The organism is Pseudoclavibacter sp. 13-3 (assembly GCF_021168475.1).
Classification (GTDB): domain Bacteria; phylum Actinomycetota; class Actinomycetes; order Actinomycetales; family Microbacteriaceae; genus Pseudoclavibacter_A.
On the sequence record NZ_JAJOZT010000002.1, the window covers coordinates 260,023 to 285,646 of the forward strand.

General features: G+C 65.5%; 24 protein-coding genes. 19 read left to right on the plus strand and 5 right to left on the minus strand.

Annotation, left to right across the window (positions count from 1 at the left end):
- Positions 1-17 precede the first annotated feature (17 nt).
- Entirely contained in the window at positions 18-923 is a 906-nt protein-coding gene (locus tag LRX77_RS04690; RefSeq protein WP_231831773.1) for a universal stress protein, read from the plus strand.
- On the plus strand, positions 923-2,500 hold the full coding sequence (locus LRX77_RS04695; protein ID WP_231831774.1) for an APC family permease: 1,578 nt from the start codon (positions 923-925) through the stop codon (positions 2,498-2,500). The genes LRX77_RS04690 and LRX77_RS04695 overlap by 1 nt, the downstream gene beginning before the upstream one ends.
- Before the next feature lie 209 nt (positions 2,501-2,709).
- On the opposite strand, the gene LRX77_RS04700 is transcribed toward LRX77_RS04695, so the two are convergent.
- The gene (locus tag LRX77_RS04700; protein ID WP_231831775.1) at positions 2,710-3,810 is read right to left on the minus strand and encodes an NAD(P)-dependent alcohol dehydrogenase; all 1,101 of its coding nucleotides are present in this window, start codon (positions 3,808-3,810) and stop codon (positions 2,710-2,712) included.
- 208 nt (positions 3,811-4,018) lie between these two features.
- Positions 4,019-5,392: an aspartate aminotransferase family protein gene (locus tag LRX77_RS04705; RefSeq protein ID WP_231831776.1), complete on the minus strand. Its 1,374-nt coding sequence runs from the start codon at positions 5,390-5,392 to the stop codon at positions 4,019-4,021.
- A 259-nt stretch (positions 5,393-5,651) separates the two neighbouring features.
- Here LRX77_RS04705 and LRX77_RS04710 point away from each other — a divergent pair, with 259 nt between their 5' ends.
- The 4 genes from LRX77_RS04710 (at position 5,652) to LRX77_RS04725 (ending at position 9,473) form a co-directional block, all read left to right on the plus strand.
- Entirely contained in the window at positions 5,652-7,034 is a 1,383-nt protein-coding gene (locus LRX77_RS04710; RefSeq protein WP_231831777.1) for an NAD-dependent succinate-semialdehyde dehydrogenase, read from the plus strand.
- 122 nt (positions 7,035-7,156) lie between these two features.
- Positions 7,157-7,624: an Lrp/AsnC family transcriptional regulator gene (locus LRX77_RS04715; RefSeq protein WP_231831778.1), complete on the plus strand. Its 468-nt coding sequence runs from the start codon at positions 7,157-7,159 to the stop codon at positions 7,622-7,624.
- 200 nt (positions 7,625-7,824) lie between these two features.
- A complete protein-coding gene (locus LRX77_RS04720) occupies positions 7,825-8,997 on the plus strand; it encodes a pyridoxal phosphate-dependent aminotransferase (protein WP_231831779.1) in 1,173 nt (390 codons plus the stop codon).
- Between the two features lie 26 nt (positions 8,998-9,023).
- On the plus strand, positions 9,024-9,473 hold the full coding sequence (locus LRX77_RS04725; protein WP_231831780.1) for an Lrp/AsnC family transcriptional regulator: 450 nt from the start codon (positions 9,024-9,026) through the stop codon (positions 9,471-9,473).
- A gap of 46 nt (positions 9,474-9,519) precedes the next feature.
- Here the strand turns inward: LRX77_RS04725 and LRX77_RS04730 are convergent, their stop codons facing one another.
- Positions 9,520-10,734 (minus strand): MFS transporter, encoded by a 1,215-nt coding sequence (locus LRX77_RS04730; protein ID WP_231831781.1) that lies wholly within the window; start codon positions 10,732-10,734, stop codon positions 9,520-9,522.
- A gap of 174 nt (positions 10,735-10,908) precedes the next feature.
- Between LRX77_RS04730 and LRX77_RS04735 the strand changes: the two genes are divergently transcribed.
- The 8 genes from LRX77_RS04735 (at position 10,909) to LRX77_RS04770 (ending at position 19,213) form a co-directional block, all read left to right on the plus strand.
- Complete coding sequence (locus LRX77_RS04735; RefSeq protein ID WP_231831782.1) at positions 10,909-12,009, plus strand: histidinol-phosphate transaminase; 1,101 nt, start codon at positions 10,909-10,911, stop codon at positions 12,007-12,009.
- A gap of 29 nt (positions 12,010-12,038) precedes the next feature.
- Positions 12,039-13,232, plus strand: a complete 1,194-nt coding sequence (locus tag LRX77_RS04740) for a thiamine pyrophosphate-dependent enzyme (RefSeq protein ID WP_231831783.1) — start codon at positions 12,039-12,041, stop codon at positions 13,230-13,232.
- Complete coding sequence (locus LRX77_RS04745) at positions 13,229-14,233, plus strand: alpha-ketoacid dehydrogenase subunit beta (RefSeq protein ID WP_231831784.1); 1,005 nt, start codon at positions 13,229-13,231, stop codon at positions 14,231-14,233. The genes LRX77_RS04740 and LRX77_RS04745 overlap by 4 nt, the downstream gene beginning before the upstream one ends.
- A 58-nt stretch (positions 14,234-14,291) precedes the next feature.
- Complete coding sequence (locus LRX77_RS04750; RefSeq protein WP_231831785.1) at positions 14,292-15,746, plus strand: dihydrolipoamide acetyltransferase family protein; 1,455 nt, start codon at positions 14,292-14,294, stop codon at positions 15,744-15,746.
- Between the two features lie 159 nt (positions 15,747-15,905).
- Positions 15,906-16,664: an amino acid ABC transporter ATP-binding protein gene (locus LRX77_RS04755; protein ID WP_442961606.1), complete on the plus strand. Its 759-nt coding sequence runs from the start codon at positions 15,906-15,908 to the stop codon at positions 16,662-16,664.
- Positions 16,665-16,726: 62 nt separating this feature from the next.
- Complete coding sequence (locus LRX77_RS04760; protein WP_231831786.1) at positions 16,727-17,566, plus strand: glutamate ABC transporter substrate-binding protein; 840 nt, start codon at positions 16,727-16,729, stop codon at positions 17,564-17,566.
- A gap of 91 nt (positions 17,567-17,657) precedes the next feature.
- A complete protein-coding gene (locus tag LRX77_RS04765; protein ID WP_231831787.1) occupies positions 17,658-18,359 on the plus strand; it encodes an amino acid ABC transporter permease in 702 nt (233 codons plus the stop codon).
- Positions 18,356-19,213 (plus strand): amino acid ABC transporter permease, encoded by an 858-nt coding sequence (locus tag LRX77_RS04770; protein ID WP_231831788.1) that lies wholly within the window; start codon positions 18,356-18,358, stop codon positions 19,211-19,213. Before LRX77_RS04765 ends, LRX77_RS04770 begins: the two co-directional genes overlap by 4 nt.
- 46 nt (positions 19,214-19,259) lie before the next feature.
- On the opposite strand, the gene LRX77_RS04775 is transcribed toward LRX77_RS04770, so the two are convergent.
- Complete coding sequence (locus LRX77_RS04775) at positions 19,260-20,066, minus strand: hypothetical protein (protein ID WP_231831789.1); 807 nt, start codon at positions 20,064-20,066, stop codon at positions 19,260-19,262.
- A gap of 146 nt (positions 20,067-20,212) precedes the next feature.
- Positions 20,213-20,335: a type B 50S ribosomal protein L36 gene (gene ykgO / locus LRX77_RS04780; protein WP_028245785.1), complete on the minus strand. Its 123-nt coding sequence runs from the start codon at positions 20,333-20,335 to the stop codon at positions 20,213-20,215.
- A gap of 192 nt (positions 20,336-20,527) precedes the next feature.
- On the opposite strand from ykgO, the gene LRX77_RS04785 reads away from it, so the two are divergent.
- From LRX77_RS04785 to LRX77_RS04805, 5 genes are all read left to right on the plus strand, one after another.
- A complete protein-coding gene (locus LRX77_RS04785; RefSeq protein ID WP_231831790.1) occupies positions 20,528-21,169 on the plus strand; it encodes an ECF transporter S component in 642 nt (213 codons plus the stop codon).
- An 81-nt stretch (positions 21,170-21,250) separates the two neighbouring features.
- Positions 21,251-22,441, plus strand: a complete 1,191-nt coding sequence (locus LRX77_RS04790) for a permease (RefSeq protein ID WP_231831791.1) — start codon at positions 21,251-21,253, stop codon at positions 22,439-22,441.
- A 25-nt stretch (positions 22,442-22,466) separates the two neighbouring features.
- Complete coding sequence (locus LRX77_RS04795) at positions 22,467-23,216, plus strand: TIGR03943 family putative permease subunit (RefSeq protein ID WP_231831792.1); 750 nt, start codon at positions 22,467-22,469, stop codon at positions 23,214-23,216.
- Positions 23,197-24,450 (plus strand): YdgA family protein, encoded by a 1,254-nt coding sequence (locus tag LRX77_RS04800; protein ID WP_231831793.1) that lies wholly within the window; start codon positions 23,197-23,199, stop codon positions 24,448-24,450. The genes LRX77_RS04795 and LRX77_RS04800 overlap by 20 nt, the downstream gene beginning before the upstream one ends.
- 113 nt (positions 24,451-24,563) lie before the next feature.
- A complete protein-coding gene (locus tag LRX77_RS04805) occupies positions 24,564-25,553 on the plus strand; it encodes a metal ABC transporter substrate-binding protein (RefSeq protein ID WP_231831794.1) in 990 nt (329 codons plus the stop codon).
- The last annotated feature ends 71 nt before the right edge of the window (positions 25,554-25,624 follow it).

The following is a 25,624-nucleotide window of genomic DNA, read 5'->3' on the forward strand; positions in this document are numbered from 1 at the left end:
AGCTCGAATGATCTGAAATGAGGAATCCCTTGTCAATCGTCGTCGCATATAGAAACACCTCGGCCGGCCGCGATGCTCTGCGGCTGGGGTCGCGCATCGCCGCGACCGGCGGTGGTGCCATGCACATCGTCGCCGTCACGCCGGAAGAGGCGCAGCGGGGCACGCTCGCCCCACGCTCGGCAGCCTACGACCGCTACCTGTTCGACCAGACTCAGGAATGGCTGGAAGCAGCCAGAGAGCTGGTGCCGAAAGACGTCGAGGCGCATACGCACATCGAGGTCAACGACTCAGAGGCCCAGGGGCTCCTCGACGCCACGCACCGCCTGGGCGCGAAGCTGATCGTGATCGGCACGGCGACCGGTGGGCTGTTGGGCCGGTTCACGCTCGGCAGCGTGAGCAACGTGCTGCTGCACAGCTCTGACGTCGCGGTCGCGCTGGCCCCCGACAACACGCGCGAAGTCTCCGCAGACGAACCGATCAGTCGCATCTCTGTGGCGATCGGCGATCTGGGCGGCAACCGGCGGATGTTCGCCACCGCCGCCTACCTCGCGACCGAACGCGATGTTCCGGTGCGTCTGCTCACTCTGGCGGCCGTCGACCGACGGCGGGGCAGAGAAGAGGAAGAGCGCGTGCGAACGTCGTCGATCAGCGTGCTCGACACGGCAGCTCTGCAGCAGCTGCCCCAAGGCATCGACGTGACGACGCATGTCGAGGTCGCCGCGCGCATCGATCAGGCGGTCGAACAAGTCGAGTGGGATCCGAACGAGATCGTGCTGATCGGTTCGAGCCGCATCGCTCAGGCTCCGACGACCTTCCTCGGGTCGACTGCCGCCAAACTCGTCCGGTCGCTGACCGTGCCGATGATCGTCGTGCCACGGGATGAGCAGCACCGCACCGATAGCGCACCGAGAGCAGGTGTCTGATGACTTTCAACAAGCCAGCATCCACCGCATCCGCCGCATCGACCGACACCGGTGAGATCAGCGCGCGCCGCCGGTCTCGCAAAGGACTCGGCAAGGGCACCGTCGGGCTGCTCGGGGCCATGGTGATCGGCATCTCGTGCATCGCCCCCGCCTACACCCTCACCGGAGCCCTCGGCCCGACGGTCTCGGTCGTCGGCACACACCTCCCTGCCGTGTTCATCGTCGGCTTCTTGCCGATGCTGCTCACCGCGTTCGGCTACAAAGAGCTGAACCGGCACATGCCGGACAGCGGAACCTCATTCACCTGGGCCACCAGGGCTTTCGGGCCGTGGGTCGGGTGGATGGCCGGCTGGGGACTGATCGTCGCGACGGTCGTGGTGCTCTCGAACCTCGCGGGCATCGCCGTCGACTTCTTCTATCTGGCCCTGTCTCAGATCGTGAGCAATCCGGAGATCGCCGATCTGACGCGCAACCCGGTGATCAACGTGATCACGTGTCTGGTGTTCATCGCGATCGCCATGGGCATCTCGTACCGAGACATGCAGACGACGCAGCGCTTTCAGTACCTGCTCGTCGGGTTCCAGCTGCTCGTGATGCTGCTCTTCGGCGGCATGGCGTTCTGGCACTTCTTCACGGGCACGGCATTCGACGCGACGCCGATCACTCTCGACTCGTTCAACCCGTTCGGCGTGGAGTCGTTCTCGGCCTTCGCAGGCGGCATCTCGCTGTCGCTCTTCATCTTCTGGGGCTGGGATGTCATCCTCACGATGAACGAAGAGACGAAGGATTCGTCGAGGACTCCGGGGCGTGCCGCGACCATCACGATCGTCTTCATCATCGTGCTCTATCTCTTCCTGGCGATCTCGCTGATCAGCTATGCGGGCATTGGCGAAGAGGGGTACGGGCTGAACAATCCTGAGAGCCAGGAGAACGTGTTCTTCGCTCTCGCCGGGCCCGTGCTCGGGCCGTTGGCGATTCTGGTCTCGCTGGCGGTGCTGACCTCGTCGGCTGCGTCGCTGCAGTCGACTGCGGTCGGTCCTGCACGCACGCTGCTCTCGATGGGTCACTATGGAGCGCTGCCGAAGCGATTCGCGAAGGTGCACCCCAAGTACATGACACCGGGCTTCGCGACGATCGTCTCGGGTGTCGTTGCAGCTGTGTTCTACACGGTGATGCGTTTTCTCTCGGAGGCCGTGCTGTGGGACACCATCACGACACTGGGCATGATGATCTGCTTCTACTATGGGCTCACGGCGCTGTCGTGCGTCTGGTACTTCCGCAGACAGTGGTTCGCCAGCGTGCACAACTTCTTCCAGCAGTTTCTGTTCCCGCTGATCGGCGGCGTCGTGCTGGTGGTGCTGTTCTTCGTGACACTGATCGACAGCATGGACCCCGAGTACGGCTCCGGATCGAGCATCGGGGGCATCGGACTGGTGTTCATCCTCGGACTCGTGCTCATTCTGTCGGGCGTCGTCGTGATGATCTGGCGATACGTGAAAGACCCGGCGTTCTTCCGAGGCTCGACGCTGAAAGCCGGGCTGCCCGGCGACGCTGCGGAGGCCGAGCTGCAGGGGTAGGTCAACCCCCTGAGAGTGCCCTTCCGCTCCAGTTCACACAATGCAGCTGCGCAGACGCATCGGGGCCTGGGCCAGACAATGGATGTCTGGCCCAGGCCCCGATGCGTGCATCTGCACGACAGGCACATGAGAACGTGATGCCCTCGATGCGCCTCGCTGGAACAGCATGCACTGCGCAGAACGAAGACCGCGTCAGTGCGCGACCAGGTTCAGAAGACGATGACCGGCTTGATCGTCTCACCTGATGCAGAGTCGGCGAACCCCTTGTTGATATCGGCAAGGGAGTAGTCGCGCATGAGCTTCTCCATGGGGAATCTTCCCTCGCGCCACAGCTGAATCAGCTGCGGAATGAAGACCTGAGGCACAGAGCTGCCCTGCACGACCGTCTTGAACGTCCATCCCTTCACCAGGGAGGCGCCGACCTCGAAGGTCGCCTCAGTGCCTGGCTTCGCAGCGCCGACCAGCGCCACGGTGCCGCGGACGCCGAGTGAATCCGCGGCCTGCCGCAGCAGCTCCGGGCGACCGGTGGTATCCACGACGTAGTCGACGCCGGCTCCGTTGGTGATCTCGGACAGCCGCTCACCGACGTTCTCTGTCAGCGAGTTGATCGTGTGGGTGGCTCCGAGTTCACGGGCGAGCTCGAGTCGCGAGTCGTGAATGTCGACGGCGACTATGATCGCGCAGTCAGCGACCTTCGCCGCCATGACGGCGGCATCACCGACCGCTCCTGTGCCGAACACGACGAGGGACGACCCGATCTCGGGCTGCAGCTCGTTGAGGACGGTGCCCGCACCGGTGTTGAGGCCGCAGCCGAGAGGGCCGAGGTGCTCCAACGGCAGATCGGCGTCGACCTTGATCACCGACTCTTCGACGACGTTGGTGTGTGTGGCGAAGGACGACTGGCCGAAGAAGTGCGAGGAGATCGGCTTGCCGTCCTTCGAGAATGCAGTGGTGCCGTCATTGCGGCGGCCTCCGAAGTCGGCCGCGAAAAGGTTCTCGCAGTAGGCCATCTGCCCCTGCCTGCAGCGCTTGCAGTGGCCGCAGTAGGCGGCTGCGAGCACGACATGATCGCCGGGCTGCACCGAAGTCACCGAGTCTCCGATCGCCTCGACGATGCCGGCGCCTTCGTGGCCCAGCACGGCTGGCAGAGGCGTGGGGTAGATGGCGTCGCGCACGAGCGCGTCGGTGTGGCAGATCCCGGTAGCGACCATGCGCACGCGAACCTCATTGTGGCGAAGCTCGTCAAGTTCGATCTCTTCGATCTCGAACGGTGCTCCCTGTGCAGGAACGACTGCTGCGGTTACTTGCATTCCAGACTCCTTATGAAACTGTGTGGCAGATCTTCCTGCCGCTGACAACATACTTCATGCGACAACCTCTGGTGCCGGTTGAATACGAATTGTCAGCAACTCACAGATTCTGCTTGGTGCCGGCTGCTGCTCCGCATGGGTATTCCCGGGCAGCCGGTGAGATGCGCGGATGGTGTTCTCCGGCATTGCCTTCAACCGGGAGAACGGGTCAGGCCGTGAGGTCGTGCGCGAGGTCGTCGAACGCCGAGACATAGGCGTCGATGGCCTCGTCGGTGTGCGTGACCGAGAGTGTCCACTCCTCTTCTCTGCCCGGTGTCATGAAGATGCCGCGGTTGAGGTTGTACAGCCAGGCGAGGTCGGCGAGGTCGCCGCGCTGGCTGGCCTTGTACGTCTCGTAGTCGACGACTCTCTGATCTGAGAAGGTCACACAGCCCTTCGACCCGATGCCGACGACATAGCCGGGCAGGTCGTATCGTGCGATCACCGCTTCGCAGCCGCGTACGATACGGTCGTTCAAGTGGGCCAGGTGAGCATAGGCGTCGGGAGTGAGCACCTCTTCGAGCGAGGCACGCGCTGCCGCCATCGACAGGGGATTGCCCGAATACGTGCCGACTTGATACACCGTGCCGTCTTCGACGACCTTCATGATCTCTTCGGTGCCGCCGATCGCTCCCGACGGCAGGCCGCCGCCGAGCGCCTTGGCGAGTGTGACCAAGTCGGGGGTGACGCCGAACTTCTCGGTCGCGCCACCCGGAGCGATGCACAGACCGGTCTTCACCTCGTCGAAGATCAGCACGATGCCGTGCCGGTGTGTGATCTCGCGTACGGCCTCAAGATAACCGGGCTCGGGGAGCACGACGCCGAGGTTCATCATGGCGGCCTCCATGATCACGCAGGCCGGCTTGCGGTCCTCTGCGATCAGTCGTTCGATGCGGCGTTCCATTGCGACGGCGTCATTGAAAGGCACGGGGACGGTCATCTGCACCGTCGCATCTGGAATGCCAGCGCCGTACGGCAGCGACGCCAAGTCGTCGTGATCGCCGATCTCGTCGTAGTCGACGCCGATCGACACCATGACGGTGTCGTGGTGCCCGTGATACGACCCGAAGATCTTGACCACGGTGTCACGCCCGGTCGAGGCGCGGGCGATGCGGATGGCGTCCATCGTGGCTTCGGACCCAGAGTTGGTGAAGCGCCATTTCGGCAGACCCCAGCGTGACGAGAGTGCGTCTGCGACGACGATGTCGTCTTCAGTGGCGCACCCGAAATGCGTGCCCTTGGGGTAGCGCTCGGCGATGGCACGGCCGATGGCGGGATGGCCGTGCCCCTGAACCATCGATCCGAAGCCGTTGTGGAAGTCCCACATCTCGTTTCCGTCGACGTCCCAGATCTTCGGTCCGGAGCCTCGCTCGATATAGATGGGCCAGGGGTCGCGCAGCTGATAGGACGACGCGACGCCGCCGCTGAGATGACGGCTGGCTTCAGAGAACATCGCTTTCGAGCCCTGTGTGCGCGCATTCAGCTTCGCAGATTCGACTGCGGTGAGTTCGGCGATGCGATCGGCATCGATATTGACGGCCATGGTCTTTCCCTCTCGAACCGGTCGGCCTGGCACCGGTTGGTCACGATGAAAGCCGCTCGACCGGCCTGGCGTTCGAGCGTGCGCGTCGAATGATGCGACGCTGCGACTGTCTGCTCAGAGGGTGTCTGGCTGAATGCTTGATCACACACTGAGCAGGCACAAGATTTACGATACCGCAAGAAATATGTCATCCAACGACGATTTTCGTTATTCTTCTGCCTAACCGCTTGTCAATCCCGCAGATGTCTGGAGCAGCTCAATGTCGCACTATGCTGTCGTGAACCCATCGACCGGCGAGACCGTCGCCGAATATCCCACCGCCACAGACGAACAGATCGCCGCAGCGATCGACCAAGTCGCGCAGACGCACCGCACTTGGAGCGGGCTTCCGGTCGCCGAGCGCGCCGAGCGCATCCGTCGCGTGGCACAGCTGCACCGCGAGCGTCGCGACGACCTCGCGGCGATCGCCACGCGTGAGATGGGCAAGTCTCTCGACCAGTCGCTCGGCGAGGTCGATTTCTCTGCAGACATCTTTGAGTACTATGCCGACCATGCTGAGGAGTTTCTGGCCGATGAGCACATCGTGCCGGCCAAACCCGGCACCGCACTGATCCGTAAGAGCTCGTATGGTCCGCTGCTCGGCATCATGCCGTGGAATTTTCCGTACTATCAGGTGGCTCGCTTCGCTGGGCCGAACCTGATCATCGGCAATACGGTGCTGCTGAAGCACGCACCGCAGTGCCCGGAGTCGGCGCTGGCCATCGAACGCATCTTCATCGACGCCGGCGTCGAAGGCGCCTATGTGAACATCTTCGCCACGAACGAACAGATCAGCACGGTCATCGCCGATCCTCGAGTGCGCGGAATCTCGCTGACCGGCAGCGAGCGCGCCGGCGCCGCCGTTGCCGCGCAAGCCGGTCAGCACCTGAAGAAAGTCGTTCTCGAACTGGGCGGGTCTGACCCGTTCATCCTGTTGAGCACCGACGATATGGAGTCCACGGTCGCGGCCGCATTCGATGCGCGCATGGGCAACAACGGGCAGGCCTGCAACGCGGCCAAGCGCTTTCTCGTCGTCGATGGTCTCTACGACGAGTTCCTGCGCCGTTTCACCGAGGCGCTCGCTGCGGTTCACGCGCAGAACACGGATGCCGCCCCAGACATCGCACTCGGCCCTCTCAGCTCGGAGCTCGCGGCAGAACGCCTCAGCGAGCAGGTGTGGCGGGCGGTCGAGCAGGGCGCCACCGTGGCACTCGGCGGTGCAGAGCACCACGGAGCGTATTTCGAGCCGACCGTGCTGACCGACATCACGCCGGACAACGACGCCTACCGAGAAGAGTTCTTCGGCCCGGTGGCACAGGTCTATCGTGTCGCCGATGAAGACGAGGCCGTTCGCATCGCCAACGACACGCCATTCGGCCTGGGGTCGTACGTCTTCACCACCGATCGGGCGCAGGCGGTGCGCATCGCTGACCGGCTCGAAGCAGGCATGGTCTACATTAACGAGGTCGATGCTGACTCAGCCGAACTGCCGTTCGGCGGGGTGAAGAACTCCGGCAGCGGCCGTGAGCTCGGTGCACTGGGCATCCAGGAGTTCGTCAACAAGAAGCTGATCCGCTCAGGAGACACCGATCTGCTCGGCTGAGTCATTCGCCAGAGCAGGCCGGTCAGCTCGTGCGGCGAACTGACCGATCTGGCGACCGGTGCGACGAGATCCGTCGTCGAGCATGGGGCTGGCGTCGCGACAGGCAAGAGAGAAGAGTCAGAATGAGTGACGAGGGCGGCGCGTTGCGCCTGGACGACACGGCCAAGAGGATCATCGAGCATCTGCAGGAGGACGGCAGGCGTTCCTACAGCGAGATCGGGCGGCAGATCGGCCTGAGCGAGGCGGCCGTGAGGCAGCGCGTGCAGCGGCTTGTCGAGGGCGGTGTCATTCAGATCACGGCGGTCACTGACCCGCTGCAGCTGGGGTTCGCGCGGCAGGCGATGATCGGCATTCACGCCGAGGGCGATCTCGAAGCGGTTGCGGCGGGGCTGGCCGGCATTGACGAAGTCGACTACGTGCTGTTGACGACCGGCAGATTCGACCTGCTCGTAGAGACGGTCACGGCTGATGACGAGGAGTTCTTCACGCTGCTGAATCAGCGCATCCGCAAAGTGCCGGGCGTTCGGGCGACCGAGACCTTCATGTACTTGAAACTGGTCAAACAGAGCTACAAGTGGGGCACGCGGTGAGCCGGCCGGGCATCGATTCCTGATCGTTCCCGGCTCGGCCTGCGAAGGTCGCCCAGGGGGGAACACCGGAGAGGGATGCCTGCAATTCTGGCTGAACTTGCAATGTGCAGGAAGTTATCCGGTGGATAGTTGTATTGACCGGAAATCCACCGTAATGTGAGTGTGGTTGTTTATTCATTCGCAGGTTGAGGAGGACGCACATGGCTCCGGGAGATCTCTCACTCATCGCGCAGAGCACGCCGCGCTCGGGAATTCGTGACGTCTTCGACGACTGCGAGCTGATTCCCGACGTCATCACCTTCGCCGTCGGCGAGCCGGCCGAGTCGGTGCCTGATCGGGCGGCGAAGGCCGCATGCGAGGCGATCGCCAGAGGGGACACCCACTACACCAACGTGCTCGGCGTGCCCGAGTTCCGCGCCGCCGCGGTCGCCTACACGCACCGTGCAAAGGGTCTCGACTACGACGCCGAGACTGAGGCGCAGGCCGTGCCGGGGGCGACTTTCGGCCTGTATCTCGCGCTGCGGGCGCTGTTGAACCCCGGTGACGAAGTGATCATTCCCTCGCCGCACTTCACCTCGTACGACGCCCAGGTGATGCTCTGCGAAGGCCGCCCGGTGACCGTGCCGCTTCGGCCAGAGAACGGCATGCGGCTCAAGGCCGACGACATCGAGCGAGCCGTCACGCCACGCAGCAAAGTCGTGATCGTGAACTCACCCGGCAACCCCACCGGTGCGGTGACCTCGGCAGATGAGCTGGAGCGCATCGCCCAGGTCTGTCAGCGGCACGGTCTGTGGGTGATCTCGGACGAGGTCTACCACGCCTTCGTCTACGGCGACGCCCCGATCGCTCCGTCGATCGCCGCGTGCCGGGGCATGCGCGATCAGACGGTCATCGTCGACAGTCTGTCGAAGACCTATGCGATGACCGGCTGGCGCATCGGCTACCTGCTCGGCCCGAGCGCTCTGGTCGAAGAGACGGCGAAGATCGCCGAGCTCATTCACTCATCGAACAACACTCCTGCACAGTTCGCCGGCGTGGCAGCGCTGAACGGGCTTGACGCCGACATCGCCCGCATGCGCGACGCCTATGCCGTGCGCCGTGACGCGGTGCTCTCTGCGCTGCAGAGCGCCCCGAACCTCCGCGCGGTCGCACCCGACGGTGCCTTCTACGTCTTCGTCGACGTGCGTGACAGCGGGCTCGACTCGGCCGAGTTCAGCAGTCGCCTGCTGCAGCAGGAGCACGTCGCCGTCGTGCCGGGTGAGGCGTTCGGCGCGTGCGGTCAGGGGTTCGTGCGCATCTCGTATGCGGGCGACCTCGACGAGATCGTCGAGGGCATGCGGCGACTGGTGCGGTTCGCCGGCCGACTGCGCTGACGGGCGCGAGCCGTAGACTCGATGCCATGGACAGCATCGACCAGGTCATCGTCACCGCACTGTCGACCGACGGGCGCTCGACGCTCGCCCGCCTCGCCGAGGTCTCCGGGCTCTCCACCTCAGCCGTGCAGTCGCGCGTGCAGCGTCTCGAGCGCGACGGCACGATTCGCGGCTACCGTGCCGTGATCGACCATGAGGCCGTGGGGCGTCCGCTGACGGCGTTCATCGAGATCACGCCCTTCGACCCGGCCGCCCCCGACGACGCCCCGGAACGTCTGCGCGGCGTCTCGGGCATCGAGGCCTGCTACTCGATCGCTGGGGATGCGAGCTATCTGCTGCTGGTTCGCGTAGCGGCTCCGAGCGTGCTCGAAGAGCTGCTGCAGCAGATTCGCAGTGCGGCGAACGTCAGCACGCGCACCATGGTGGTGCTGCGCACGTACTTCGAGGGCGAACCCGAGCATCTCCCCGCGATCTGACGTCGGCGGCGATCGCTCCTGCTCGTCTGGCGAGGCCGGCGTGCGATCAGCGCTCGCCGATGCGAATCACCGGCACGGCACTGGTGTCGAGCAGCGGCCCGGAGCGCACCGTGAGATCTGGCAGCTTCGATGCTCCGAGCGCCGGCAGCAGCACGGCCAGCACGGCGAGTCCGGCGCCGAAGAGCATCGCCGACTGCGCCCCGATGTGATCGACCAGCACGCCTGAACCGGCGCTGCCCAGTGCGATGCCGGCGAGCAGCCCGCTCGACATCCAGCCGAAGGCCTCGGCGGCATCGCCGCTGCGCAGGCTCGACGAGACGACGTTGTACATCACCGCAAGCGAGGGCGCGGTGCCGAGTCCGGCCACGAAGAGTGCAGCCCCGACCCACCACGGGTTCGGCGACAGCGCCGCGGCCAGTGTGCCCACCGCCAGCGTGATCTGCCGGGTGGCCATCGACCACGGTCGCATGGGCGCGCGCGACATCATGACGCCCCCGACGATCGAGCCCACCGCGAACACCGCGATGACGACGCCCACGGTGAACTGCTGCCCGTCGAACATGGCGACCGACGCCGCCTCGACCGCGCCGTAGCTGGCGTTCTGCAGTGCGCACGCCACGATTGCGATGAGCACCGGCCACTTGAGCAGCACGCCGCCGAGTCTCTTGCCGCTGAGGGGAAACGTCGCGAGCCGAATCGCCGGGGCCGTCAGCAGCAGCACGCCGCCGGCGAAGCCGAGTACGGCGACCAGCAGCAGTGCGACGCTGCTGCCGGCCAGCGGTGCCACTGCGGTGACCAGTACCGGGCCCACCACCCAGATCAGCTCCTGCGTGATCGAGTCGAGCGAATAGACCTGGGCGCTGAGGCGCGTCGGCACGAGCACCGGATAGAGGCTGCGCGTGATCGGCAGAATCGGCGGGGTGCAGAAGCCGAGCACGACTGCCAACGCCATGAACACCCACAGCAGATGCGGCCCGAAGGCGATGGCCGTCATGGCCGCGGCGTTGAGCAGCAGCGTGGCGCCCAGCAGGCGACGGGCGCCCAGCACGATCAGCCAGCGCCCCATCAGCGGGCCGGACACCGCTGCACCGACTGAGAACGCGGCCACGGTGAGTCCGGCATCCGTATACCGCCCCAAGACGTGCTCGACGTGAATGAGCAGGGCGATGCTCAGCATGCCCTGCGGCATGCGGGCGATCAGCTGCGAGCCCATCAGACGCGCCAGGCCGTCGATGCGCGCGACCTCGCCGAGAGAAGCCATCAAAACCTCGCAGACACGACAGCGTGAATCACAGATCACTCAGGTGGAAGGGGAGCTCAAGCCGAGGCGTGCGCAGCGCAGAACGGCATGACGGTCTCGATTGTCGCACAGATCCGAGAGCCTCGAGGGCGTGTGAGCCCGGCGAATCGCGTGCAGACGGCATACACTGAGGGAATGGATGACCCGCGACAACAGCCGTCCGTCGAGACGGCTCCAGTGAAGATTCGACCCGAGATCGCCAGCGCAGCCGCGTACCGCCAGGGGCGCCCTGCTCCGGCCGGCGGCTTCAAGCTCAGCTCGAACGAGGTGCCTTTTCCCCCGCTGCCCTCTGTGGTGGCGGCGATCGAAGGCGCCGCAGAGTCGATCAACCGCTATCCCGACTCGTCAGCCGCTGATCTGGTGCGCCGGCTGGCCGCGCTGAACCACGTCGCCGACGACCAGATCGCGGTGGGGCCAGGCTCGATCTCGGTGCTGCGTCAGCTGATCACCGCGGTGGCCGTGCCCGGCGACGAGATCGTCTATGCCTGGCGGTCGTTCGAGGGCTACCCCGCGGTGGTGACCCTCAATGGCGCCACCTCGGTGCAGGTGCCGCTCACCGACGACGGCCGTCACGATCTCGACGCGATGCTCGACGCGATCACCGAGCGCACACGCGCTGTGCTGCTGTGCAGCCCGAACAACCCGACCGGCACCACGCTGACGCATGATGACGTCGAACGTTTCGTGGCGTCTGCCCCGCGCGACGTGCTGATCGTCGTCGATGAGGCATACACCGAGTTCGTGCGTGCTGAGGATGCCGTCAACGGGCTGGCGATCATCGCCGACCACCGCAACGTGGTCACCCTGCGCACGCTGTCCAAGGCGTATGGGCTGGCCGGGCTGCGCGTCGGCTACGTCGTGGGCGACCCCGTGGTGATCGCCGCGGTGCGGGCCTCGGGGCTGCCCTTCGAGCTCACGACCGCCACGATCGAAGCGGCGAAGGCTGCGCTCGACGCCCGTGAAGAGCTCGACGAACGGCTTGACATCCTGGTCAGCCGGCGCAACCAGATCGAAGCCGGGCTCATCGACCAGGGCTGGCACGTGCACGAGTCGCAGGGCAACTTCGTCTGGCTGCCGACCGGCGATCAGACCGAGCGCGCCGCCGAGATTCTCGAAAGGCACGGCATCATCGCGCGAGTCTTTCCCGAGGGCATCCGCGTGACGGTCGGAGAACGGCAGTCTATAGAACCCCTCCTAAGCGCCACCGCCGAAATTGTGCGTGGTCTGGAGAATTAACACAGAAGCGCACGCCTAGATTGGGGAGCATGACTTCGACTTCGCCCGCTTCGACGCTTCGCCCGGCTGAGGCCGAGCACACTGCGACGTCAGACGCACCATTCGATTCAACGACCGGAGTGCAGCTGCTCGACCCTTCGGGGGCCCGGCAGCACAACGACCGCAACGAGCCCTATCAGGCGCTCGTCGAGGGGCTGGCGCTCGGCGAGCTGCAGCAGTTCTACCGCGACATGGCGATCATGCGCCGCCTTGATGCCGAGGGCACCGCACTGCAGCGCCAGGGCCAGCTCGCACTGTGGGTGCCGTCGGTCGGGCAGGAGGCCGCCCAAGTCGGCGCCGGTCGCGCGACTCGCCCGCAGGACTGGGTCATGCCGTCGTACCGAGAGCACGTGATCGGCATGATCCGCGGCGTCGACTTCGTCGATCTGCTCGACATGCTGCGCGGCAACACCCACGGCGGTTGGGACTGGCAGAGCACGCACTTTCACCTGTACACGCTCGTGATCGGCACGCAGTCGCTGCATGGCACGGGCTTCGCACAGGGCGTGGCGCTCGACGGACTGGTCGGCACCGGCGACCTCGACCGGGACACGGCGGTGCTCACCTGCTTCGGCGACGGTGCGACCAGCGAGGGCGATGTCTCAGAGGCCATGATCTTCGCCGAGAGCCTGCACGTGCCAGAGGTCTTTCTCTGTCAGAACAACCAGTGGGCCATCTCGGTGCCGGTGGGCATCCAGGCCGTACGGCCTCTCGCCGACCGTGCGGCGGGCTTCGGTCTCAACGCGGTGCGCATCGACGGCAACGACGTGCTCGCGAGCTACGCCGTCGCTCGCAGCCTGCTCGACGACGCGCGCGCCGGCAGGGGGCCCGGGTTCATCGAGGCGGTGACCTTCCGTCGCGGGCCGCACACGACATCCGACGACCCCACGAAATATCGCACCCGAGAGCTCGAGGCATGCTGGGCCGACCGCGACCCCATCACCCGCTACGAGACATGGCTGCGCAGCGAACGCGACGTGCCGCAGTCGTTCTTCGACGAGGTCGCGCAGCAGGCAGACGACGAGGCCGCGCGCGTGCGCGAAGGCGTGCTGCACCTGCCCGACCCCGAACCGGCGAGCATGTTCGCCCACGTCTACAGCGAACCGCACCCGGTGATGCAGGCGCAGGCCGCCTGGCTGGCCGATTACGAGGCGGGCTTCGCCGACGAGGAGGAACAGGCATGAGCGCCCAGACCGTGACGCAGAAGCGTGTGCGTGAACTGCCGATGGCCAAGGCGATCAACGCCGGGCTGCGCGAGGCGCTCGCGAATGACGACCGCGTGCTGCTCTACGGCGAGGACGTCGCCGCGCTCGGCGGCGTGTTCACTGTCACCAGCGGACTGCAGCAGGAGTTCGGCGTGAGCCGCGTCTACGACTCGCCGCTCTCTGAGGCCGGCATCGTGGGCACGGCGATCGGGCTGGCCATGCGCGGCTATCGGCCGGTGGTCGAGATCCAGTTCGACGGGTTCATCTTCCCCGCCTTCGACCAGATCACCAGCCAGCTGGCGAAGCAGACGAACCGCCATGAGGGCACCATGTCGATGCCCGTAGTGATCCGCGTGCCGTACGGCGGCGGGGTCGGTGCGATCGAGCATCATCAGGAGAGCCCCGAGGCGTACTTCGCGCACACCCCGGGACTGCGCGTGGTCGCACCGTCGAACGCGAACGACGCCTACTGGATGATTCAGCAGGCGATCGCCAGCGACGACCCGGTGCTCTTCTTCGAGCCCAAGCGCCGCTACTGGCAGAAGGGGCCGGTCTCGCTGGACGCCGCCCCCGGTGAGCTGCATCGCTCGCGCATCGTGCGCTCGGGCGACCGGGCGACCGTGATCGGATACGGTGCGATGCTGCCCGTGCTGCTGGACGCCGCGGAGATCGCCGCGAAAGAGGGCATCGGCCTTGAGGTGATCGACGTGCGCTCCGTCTCGCCGATCGACTACGGCCCGCTGGTGGAGTCGATCGAGCGCACCGGACACGCCGTGGTCGTGGCCGAGGCGCAGGGGTCGGTGTCGGTGGCCAGCGAGATCGCCGCACAGCTCGGCGAGCGGGCGTTCTACTCGCTCGAGGCGCCGGTCGCCCGAGTCACCGGTTTCGACGTGCCGTTCCCGCCGGCGAAGCTCGAGCACTACCAGGTGCCCGACGCCGATCGCGTGCTCGACGCCGTCGATCGCGTGCTGGAGTACTGATCGGCGTGCGCAGCGAGACGACATCGACCGGCAGCAGAGCAGAATTGAGGAATGACGCATGAGTGAGACCTTCACACTCCCCGACGTGGGCGAGGGCCTCACCGAGGCCGAGATCGTCAGCTGGCTGGTCAAGCCCGGTGACTCCGTCACGATGAATCAGACCGTGGTCGAGATCGAGACGGCGAAGTCGGTCGTCGAGCTGCCGGTGCCGTTCGCCGGCACGGTCGAACAGCTGCACGCCGACGTCGGAGACATCGTCGAGGTCGGCGAACCGCTGGTCACCGTCGCGGTCGCGGCTGCAGCGCCGTCGACACCCGCGCCACAGGCGACCGAGCCAGTGCAGGCACCCGCTGCCGCGTCCGCACCGCAGCCGGCGGCCGCACCCGCGGCTCCCTCGGCCAGCCGTTCGGCCGACGCCGAAGAGGGCGGGGCGAACCTGGTCGGCTACGGCGCGAGCAAGCGACCGAAGTCGCGGCGCACGCGGCGCCACGCGGCCCACAGCACCTCGCAGCACACCCAGACCGACGCGCACACGGGCGGCTCGCCGCACAACGGTGCCGCAGTCTCCCGTTCGTCGGCCGCCGGGGCACAGGCACCGCATCCGCGAACGGGCAGTCCGAGCCTGCCCGCCATGGCCCGACCGCCGATCCGCAAGCTCGCCAAAGACCTGGACGTCAAGCTCTCAGAGATCACCGGCACCGGGCACGGCGGCGAGATCACTCGACAGGACGTCGTCGCGCACGCGCAGCAGATGAGCGTGTTCCGCAACATCGAGACGCCGGAATGGCCGGCCGGGCGCGAGCAGGTCGTGCCGGCCGGCGACCGCGACGAGGTGGTCAAGGTGCACGGCGTGCGTCGGTCGATCGCCAAGGCGATGGTGTCGTCTGCGTTCACGGCGCCGCACGTGACCGTGTTCGTCGACGTCGATGCGACGCGCACCATGGAGTACGTGCGTCGGCTGAAGAACTCGCCGGCATTCGCCGGTGTCAAGGTCTCGCCGCTGCTGATCATGGCCAAGGCCGTGATCTGGGCCGCTCAGCGCAACCCCGAGGTGAACTCGAGCTTCGACGACGAGCGCATCACCATTCACCACTACGTGAACCTGGGCATCGCCGCGGCGACCCCGCGCGGGCTGCTGGTGCCGAACATCAAAGAGGCCCAGTCGCTGAGCCTGCGCGAACTGGCCCAGGCGCTCGGCGACCTGACGGCGACGGCGCGCGCCGGACGAACGCCTCCCGAGGCGATGCAGCACGGCACGATCACCATCACGAACATCGGCGTCTTCGGCGTCGACGCGGGCACCCCGATCCTGAATCCGGGCGAGGTCGCGATCACCGCGATGGGAGCGATCCGGCAGAAGCCGTGGGTCGTCGACGGCGAGGTGCGGCCGCGTTTCGTGACCACGGTGTCGGCCTCGTTCGACCACCGCTGCGTCGACGGGGATGTCGCCAGCCGCTTCACCGCCGACGTCGCCTCGGTACTCGAAGAGCCCGCGCTGCTGCTCGATATCTGACCTGCGTCGGAATATACACATCGTATATACGGGTTTGCGGATGATGACCGCAGACTCGATGATTAATCTGCACGAAACATCTGTTCCGTAAGATTTGAAAGTGCGATGAGTGAGGCTCTTCTGGCCCTCGCTGCTGCTTCGCCTGAGAGGAGTAACGAGATGACGACCAACACCGAAGGCCCCCGCCCATTGGTGCAGCTCACGGCTGTGAACAAGCACTATGGCGATCTGCATGTGCTGAAAGACATCAACCTGACCGTGAACCAAGGTGAGGTCGTTGTGGTCATCGGCCCCTCAGGATCGGGAAAGTCGACTCTCTGCCGCACGATCAATCGGCTTGAGGCCATTGACGACGGCACGATTCTGATCGACGGCAAGACGCTGCCCGAAGAGGGCAAGCAGCTTGCGGCGCTGCGTGCAGAAGTGGGCATGGTGTTTCAGTCGTTCAACCTGTTCGGGCACAAGACGATTCTGGACAACGTGACCATGGGCCCCATCAAGGTCAAGGGAGTGAAGACCTCGGCCGCCAAGAAGCTGGGCATGGACCTTCTGCAGCGCGTCGGGGTGGCCAACCAGGCCGGTAAACGCCCGGCACAGCTCTCTGGCGGTCAGCAGCAGCGCGTTGCGATCGCTCGTGCCCTGGCGATGGATCCGAAGGTGCTGCTCTTCGACGAGCCGACGAGCGCTCTGGACCCAGAGATGATCAATGAAGTGCTCGATGTGATGACCGATCTCGCCAAACACGGCAGCACCATGATCGTGGTCACGCACGAAATGGGGTTCGCCCGGCGCGCCGCCGACCGAGTGGTCTTCATGGCCGACGGTGAGATCGTCGAACAGGCCACTCCCGAGGAGTTCTTCACGAACCCCAAGTCGGAGCGTGCGAAGAGCTTTCTGTCGAAGATCCTGACCCACTGAGGCGGGGCCAATCAGCCTGTTAGATCAGGTCGGTGACCACCGACCCCAACGAGAGGAAAACCATGAACATGAGACGGAAACTGAGCGTGGCCGGTGCTCTCGCCGCAGCCGTGGGGCTGGCTCTCACGACCACCGCCTGTTCGTCAGGCGGCAGTGGCTCGGGCAGCGAAGACACCATCACCGTCGGTGTGAAGTACGACCAGCCGGGCATGGGCCTGAACGAGAACGGTGAGATCACCGGGTTCGACGCCGACATGGCACGAGAGATCGCAAAGCGGATGGGCAAAGAGGTCAAATTCGTCGAGTCGGTGTCATCGCAGCGTGAGACTCTGCTGCAGAACGGCACGGTCGACATGATCCTCGCGACCTACACGATCAACGAGAAGCGCGATCAGGTCATCGACTGGGCAGGCCCGTACCTGAACGCCGGCCAGGACATCCTGGTCACCAGCGAGAATCCGAAGAACATCAATGGCCCCGGCGACCTCAACGGCAAGGTGCTGTGCGCGGTCGAGGGGTCGAACTCGACCGAGCGTCTTCGCGACCAGTACGCGCAGGATGCCCAGCTGTACCCGGCGCAGACCTACTCCGAGTGCATCGAGCTGCTGTCGTCAGGCAATGTCGACGCGGTGTCGACCGACGATGTCATTCTGGCCGGTTTCGCCGCGCAGGATCAGTACAAGGGCAAGTTCCAGCTGGTCGGAAAGCCGTTCTCCGAGGAGCCCTACGGCGTTGGCATCCCCCAGGGCTCAGACAAGTGCGAGGCGATCAACACGGCGATCAGCGACATCATCTCGGATGGCACGTGGGAGAACTTCGTGAAGTCGAACTTCGGCGACAGCTACACGCCTGATCCCACGAAGAACCCGCCCACACCGCGCGGCTGCGACAAGAACATCTGACCAGACGGTCATGACTCATCAGGCGGGCTGCCGCCGGCATGCGCAGAGTGCGCCTGCGGCAGCCCCCGCTACTAGAAGGGAATGAGTGAAGATGGGGAATCTGTTCTCTGACATCGGCTACCTCCTGGGAAAGTACGATGTGGTCGGTGCGTTCTGGGTGAACGTGCAGCTGACCCTGTGGGCCGGTGTGCTCTCGTTCCTGTTCGGGCTGATCCTCGTGTCGATGCGCGTCTCTCCGGTGCCGAGTCTCAGCAGGGGCGCCGCGACGTATATCAACATCGTGCGAAACATCCCGTTGACCGTGATCATCCTCGCCTGTTCTCTGGGGCTGTGGGGTCAGCTCGGCATCGAACTGGCCGCCAAAGACTCACCCGACTTTCTCGCCCAGAACGGCTTTCGCCTCGCCGTTCTCGGCCTGACCGCCTACACCGCCTGCTTCATGGCCGAGTCGCTGCGTGCCGGGTTCAACACCGTTCCCGTCGGCCAGGCAGAGGCCGCTCGAGCCATCGGGCTCACCTTCGGGCAGACGATGCGTCTGGTGATCCTGCCCCAGGCCATTCGCGGCTCGATTGTGCCGTTGGGCAACACGCTCATCGCACTGGCGAAGAACACCACCGTGGTGCAGGCCGCCGGGGTGGTGCAGGCTGCGTCATTCATGATCACGGGCATCGATCAGAACGGCAACATGATCTTCGCGGTCTTCACCATCGTCGCCATCGGCTGGGTGATCATCGTGCTGCCGATCGGTCTGATCTCCACATTCCTGTCAAAGCGGTTGGGAGTCGCCAGATGAGTGAGAACGTCCTCTTCGACGTGCCGGGGCCGAAGGGCCGCCGCCGTGCTCGAATCATCAATGTCATCAGCTGGGTCGTGATCCTGGGCGTTCTCGTCTACGTGCTCATCGCCCTGCAGCAGAAGGGCCAGCTCACTGCAGACAAGTGGTCGCCCCTGGTGTCTGCTCCCACGTGGACGGCCTATCTTCTTCCCGGTCTGCTGAGCACGGTGAAGGCTGCCGGTGCGGCCATCCTCTGCTCGATCGCCTTCGGTCTGCTGTTCGGCGTCGGCAGACTCGCCAGATTCGCTCCGCTGCGCATCGCATCGGGCATCGTCGTCGAGTTCTTCCGATCAGTGCCGGTACTGATCCTGATGATCTTCTTCTGGTACTTTCTCTCGTTCGGCAAGATCGTCGACGCCGGCAGCTCCCCCTTCTTCGCCGTCGTCGTGGGGCTCACCCTCTACAACGGCTCAGTCATCGCCGAGGTGGTTCGCGCCAGCGTCGAGAACCTGCCGAAAGGGCAGCGTGAAGCCGGCCTCGCCATCGGCATGACTCCCCGACAGGCGCTGCGGCTGATCGAGCTCCCGCAGGCTCTGGTGGTGATGATGCCGGCACTGGTCGCACAGCTGGTCGTGATCATGAAAGACACGGCGCTCGGCTACATCGTGACATATCCCGAGCTGCTGCGGCAGGCGCGCCTGGTCGGTACGGCGAACGGCAACCTGATTCCCACGCTGATCGTGGTGGCTGCGCTGTTCGTCGCGGTCAACTATTCTCTCGGGCGTCTGGCCGAGATCATCGCGAAGCGTCTGGAGCGTCGCACCGCCGGCTCGCCTGAGAAGGTGGAAGCGGCTGCCGGCCAGATCGTCTGAGCATCGTGGCACGGTCGCGGTACGCCGCGACCGTGCCACGATGACGTCAGGCGGCGATGTGCACGGCCCGCAGCGCGCTGGGCTTCGGGGCCCAGATCGCAACGTAACGGCCGATCTTCAGGCCGTTGTCTCGGCTGATCTTGAAGAATGTGCCCGCCGGCGCATCTGGCACGAGCGTGTCGGCAGCGACGGCCTTCTCGCAGTCTCCGCTCTTCACACTGGATCCGAGCGCCGAGAACGCCGCTTTCGAGAAGGCCGCGAATTCGTCGGGCGAAGTCTGCAGCCGGTCGGAGAAGGCTGCGGCCCAGGCCTGCGCGTGCTGCGGCGAGGCGGTGTGGCCGACGAGCAGCAGGGGAGTGACTGCTGCATCGTTGGTGCGGGTCAGCTGCACCGGAATCACGATCGGGTCGGCGACGAACCCGCTCTGCACGAAGGCCTGCTGGGCGCGCTGCAGGCGGCCGGCAGAAGTGGCCTTGTCGATCAGTGCAGCGATGATCGCGATGGCGAAGAGAATCAGCGGCCCCCAGACCAAGAGCCACAGGCCCGGTGAGAAGGTGCCGTCGCGTCCGGTGGTCGAGGCGAAGAGGTCGAAGAAGGTGGCGCTGGCCGCCTTGTTCTTGGCGTTGCCGAGCGAGATGAACGCCGAGATGATGTTGCGCACCAGCAGCACCAGGCCTGCGACGACACCGATGCCGACCACGAGACTCCACTTCGAACTCAGCTCGACGACGTCGCCGAAGCGTTTGGGATCGCTCTTGAGCTGCTGTTCGAGCACGGCCTCGGGGCGGGCCTGACCGCCAGCGTTCGAAGATGACGGAACACGGGGCGGCATGTTGGGTGGAACGGATGACATGTGAACGGCTCCAATCGACGGTGTGATGCACTCTGCTCCCGCACCCACCGGCGTTGACAGGGGGGGGAGACACTGAAACCCCCGATCATCAAGATCGGGGGTTTCAGTCTATTACCGGCAAGACCGGTCAACGAGCCTCGTGAGGATCAGCCCTGGCGGCCGTTCCAGCGCGGGTTCTTCTTGTTGATCACGTAGGTGTGGCCGCGGCGGCGAACGATCTTCGAGCCCGGCTTGTTCTTCAGTGACTTGAGCGATGCGCGAACCTTCATGGTCACTCCTCTCTTCTCGGTTGTACGACATTTACCGAGGCGGCAAATACGTCAAAGCTGTGTGGGTATGCAACCCGACGCTCAAGCATAGCCCATTAACGCACTGGACGCACGATGTGTCTCACGCACCGGATGTACGGTGTGCCCGGCAACCGGCCGTCGCGATTTGACTCCGCCCCTATACTAATGAATATGATTCGCAATAGAGCTTCTCTCGCTTCTCAAACGCAGCACGTCGCCGGTGCCACGGAGGCCGATCCAGGCTTTGTGCGCAGCGTCTGGCACTGGTCGACGCGTGAACTGCTCGTCGCCGCGGTGATCGGGGCATTCGGAGCCGTCATCACCGCGGCGACGAAGGTCGCGGCGGTTGCGCTCTATGCGGTCTCGCCCATGATCGCCGCCCCGATGACCGGCACCGCCCTGTTCGTGGGCGTCTTGGCCGCCAGCCTCATTCGCCGGCCCGGCGCGGCGCTCGTGGCCGGCTTCGTCGCCGCAGTGGTGGTGACACCGTTCGGTGGCTTCAACCCGCGCAACATGGTCGCGGCGCTCGTGGTCGCGTTCGCGGTCGAACTGGCCATGCTCCTCGGCCGGTACCGGCGCTTCGGCCTGCTCAGCTGCATGGTCGCGGCGCTGATCAACGCGGTGTTCCTGTTCAGCATTCACTGGTTCGTCTGGCACCTGGCCCGCACTCCGCTCTGGGTGCAGGTCGGCACCGGGCTCTCGTTGCTGATCGGGCAGCTGCTCTGGGCTGAGATCGGTGTCTGGCTCGCTGGAGCTCTGCGTCGCGCCGGTCTGGTCGCGCCGATCCGGTCGGCGCGCACGCGTCAGCCGTGACGCCGGGCGCAGGCCGTCCGCGCCTCGACCGGTGCTGGGCTCGGCGGGCTGTGCACAGGATCCCGTGAGATAATGAGCGCCGTGTCAGCCGCATCCGATAGTGCGAGCAGCTCTCGTGCCGCTCTGCGCCGTGACCGCACGGCTCTTCGAGAGCCTCCGATCGAGGTCGATCTGCAGACGGCCGCCGAGCGCGCAGAGCTGCTTCGCGCCGCTGCCGAGCGCCCGGCGACCGAATCGGTGGGCGAGTCGTCGCCGTCGGGCCACGAGGGTGCGCGCCCTCGCCGGGGGCGGATGCTCTGGTCGCTGATCGGGCTGCTCGCCTTGGTCGTGTTCGTCGTCGTTCGCATTGCGAGCCCGCTGCAGGATGTCACGTGGGGCGATGCCCTGAGCGACTGGATCACGCTGTCGCTCAGCGTGCTCGTCGAATCGACGCCCTTCGTGGTGCTCGGCATCATCATCGCCATCGCCCTGCGCTTCTGGCTGCCGCAGGGGCTGTTGCTCGATCACCTGCCGCGCAGCGGCTTCACCCGCCGAATCATCATCTCGCTGTTCGGCATCCTGCTGCCGGTGTGCGAGTGCGGCAACGTTCCAGTGACCCGAGGGTTTCTGAGCCGCGGCATGAGCATTGGCGATGCATTGACGTTTCTGGTGGCTGCCCCGATCGTGAACCCGGTGACGATCATCACGACCTATCAGGCGTTCGGCTGGCAGAACGGCGTGCTTGTCGGCCGTGTCATCGGCGCCTTGGTGCTGGCCAATCTGATCGGCTGGCTGTTCAGCCTCTATCCCGAGCAGCGTCGTCTGCTGACCCCGGCCTTCGACGCAGCCTGTCGATTCGACGTGCATGAGCATGCGGGAGGCGGATTCGTCGGGCGGCTGCGACGCAGCGGCGGGGTCTTCCGCAGCGAAACGCAGGCCATGCTGGTCGCTCTGGTCGGCGGCGCGTTCGTCGCCGGAGCCATACAGGTCTTCGTGCCACGACATGTGCTGGTCGATCTTGGCGCCGATCCGGTCTGGGGCGTCGTCGCCCTGATGCTGCTGGCGTTCGTCGTCTCGATCTGCTCGAATGTCGACGCGTTCTTCATTCTCGCGCTGGGCTCGACGTTTCTGCCGGGGGCACTGGTCGGGTTCCTCGTGTTCGGCGCGATCATCGACATCAAAATGCTGGCACTGCTGCGCACGACCTTCTCGACCCGCACGCTGGTCTGGCTGACGTCGATCGTGGCGCTGTTCGTGCTGGTACTCGGATCGGGGATGAATGCACTGGCCTGAGCACTTTCGGCGTTGGCACGGTGTCGTGATCGCCGTGGTTCTCTCTGCCTTCATCCTGTGGCTGGCGGCGCAGCACCATCTCGACCTCTATGTGAATCCGCGATACATCTGGTTCGCCGTGGTCATGGCCGCGGTCGCGCTGCTGCTGGGCGTGGTCTCGGTGGTGCTGCCCGATCTCGGCCACGACCACGACGACGACTATGACGGCCACCGGCATGACGACGGCGCGCGGCATCCCACGCGACGCATCCGACGCTGGCCGATGGTCAGCGGCATCGGTACCCTCGCCGTCGTGGCCATGCTCGCCGCCGCGCAGCCCACGACGCTCAGCGCCTCGCAGGCGGTGACGCGTGGCGAGGCTTCGGGCGGCACCACGCTGGCGCAGACGATGACCGGAGACATTGCGACGGTCGGTGCCGGACCTGAGTCGTTCACGATGTCTGACTGGGCGTCGACGATGCAGCTGCGCGGCGATCTCTCGTTCTATGACGGGCACAGCGCGACGTTCTCGGGGTTCGTGACGCCAGATCGGCAGGATCCCGACAACGTCATGCTCGTGACCCGGTTCATGGTCACCTGCTGCACGCTCGACGCGCAGCCGGTGTCGATTCCCGTCTACCGCCCCGGCTGGCAGACGACCTACCCGGCGCAGTCGTGGGTCGAAGGCAGCGGCGGCTTCGCGGTGAACGCGAGCCGGTCGAGCCCGTACGCCGTCGTCTTCGCGCCGACCGACCTGCACAGCATCGAGGAGCCCGGTGACCCGTATCTCAACTGACCGCTCTGCTGAGCCGCGTCGTGCCCGGTGGCCCTGGCGGGCGGGAGTCATCGCCACGATCGTGCTGCTCGTCGTGGTGTTCGTCGGTGCCCAATGGTACGGGCAGCGCGAGACCACCGTGCTGACCGACGCCAATGCGGCGGCCGTCGCCGACGAGACCCCGGTGCTCTCGCTGCGGCGCGGCGGAGGCTACCAAGACGACGGTGCGCTGCGTGGTGACGACCGCATCGTGCGCTCCGACATGGCAGATGCCGGTATGCAGACGGTGTTCACGGCGCCGCGCATTCAGACCTTTGTGGTGGACGACCGCTGGATCGTGGTCGCTGTGGCCGATCGCAGAACGGCTGCCACGAAGCTGGAGCTGCTCGATCGCCAGGCCGCCGATGCGACGTCGAAGGACGCCCGTGAACTTGTGCTGCCGATCGAAGCGACCGTCATCGGTCTGGCGCTCGCCGGCGACACAGTCTCGGCGACGATCAACCCGCTCGATTACAGCCAGCCGGGCGGCCAGGTCATCGCCTGGAGCCTGGTCGGGGGCGAGGGGTCGGTGTCGGGTGCTCCGGTGCACACGCCCGACGGCGAACTGGTGCAGGGCAACCAGGTCGTGCTCACCGAAGACGGTCGGTTCGCGGTCGTGCGGCAGTGGGACAACACCATGCTGCGGGTCGCGTTGTCTGCCGTGCGCACCGATCAGCAGTACGACGACGCCGAACGGGCCCCGCTGCCGCTCGGCAGCTATACCGAGGTGCTCGGCTCGGCGGCGCAGCAGCGGCTGCTCGTGTCGGATCAGAACGGAACGTTCGCCCTGGTCGACCCGGTCAACGGCGGGCGCCAGCGCCTGGACACGTCGTTGCCGAAGGACGTCGACGGCGGTTCACGGCTCGTGCAGCTCGCGCCTGCACCGTTCGGTGCGGTGGCGGTGTATGAGAAGAGCGCCGGTGACCAGACCATCGACACGGTGTATTCGCTGACGCGAGACGGCGCGCGTCGCATTGCCACGTCAGAGGGGCGCGGGTCGGTCTCGGGCGTGTGCGCATCGCCCTCGGGAAGATTCATCGCCGTCACGACGGCACCCGCCGACGCCTCGGACGACGGCTATGTGATGATGCCGAACGTGACCGGGGCGCAGACCGAGGTCTTCGCCGCCGACCAGCCGGTGTCGATCGGCACTCTGCCGGGGCTTCGCCCGAGCTGGTGTCAGGGGTATCAGCGAGTGCTCGCGGGGCTGTACTGAACTCGGACATCGCCGCACGTCTCTAATTGACATCGATTCACATTAGCGCTTAGAGTAGGCGTGCGGTTCACGACACCGCGCATTCACATCAGCATTTTTAGAGAGAAGTCTCGATGAAGCACACCCGCACCGCATCAGTCATCGGTGTCGCCGCCGCGAGCGTCCTGCTGCTCGCCGGCTGCAGCAGCCAGAGCAGCAGCACGTCGGCGGCACAGACGAAGAGCGACCTCAAAGTCACGGTCTCGACCACGCAGCTTGCGGACTTCACCAAACAGGTCGTCGGTGACACCGGTGCCCAGGTCACCGAGATCGTCGCTCCGAACCAGAGCCCTCACGACCTCGAGCTCACCGCGGCCACCTCGGCCGCGATCGCCGACTCCGGGGCGGTCATCGTCAACGGCTTCGGTCTCGACCAAGTCGTCACCGACGCGGCACCGGCAGACAAGGTCATCGACACCAGCACGGGCGTCACCCCGATTCCCGCAACAGATGACGAGAAGGAAGAGGCCGAAGAGGGACACAGCCATGCCGAGCTCGTCAACGACCCGCACATCTGGACCGACCCGGCGAACGCGAAGATCCAGGTGCAGAACATCGCTGACGGGCTGGCGAAGGCCGACCCTGACCACGCTGACGCCTACAAGAGCAACGCCTCGGCCTACGAGTCGAAGCTCGACGACGTCGACAAGTGGATCACAGACACCTTCGCCCCGGTGCAACCCGATGCCCGTAAGTTCGTGTCGACGCACGACGCCTTCGCCTACTTCGTGAAGGCCTTCGACATCACCCAGGACGACTCGGTGCTGAACAGCCTCGACGACCATGCCGAGCCCAGTGAGGCCGAGCTGCAGGCTTTGGTGACCAAGATCAAGGGCACCGGGGTCAAGGCCGTCTTCGCCGAGGCCTCGGTCGACCCGAAGATCGTGCAGCGCATCGCCGACGAGTCGGGTGTCAAGCTCTACTCGGGTGACGACGCGCTCTACGGCGACTCGCTCGGTGAAGCAGGCTCAGAGGGCGAGACGTACCTGAAGGCGACCGTGCACAACGTCACGCTCATCGGGCAGTCATGGGGGCTCGACCCCAAGGCGCCTGAGGGGCTCTGACCGGCATCAGGATCTCTGACTCAGGGCTGAGCCCGGCTCTGGTGCCCGGAGCGGCACCATCACGGCGACGT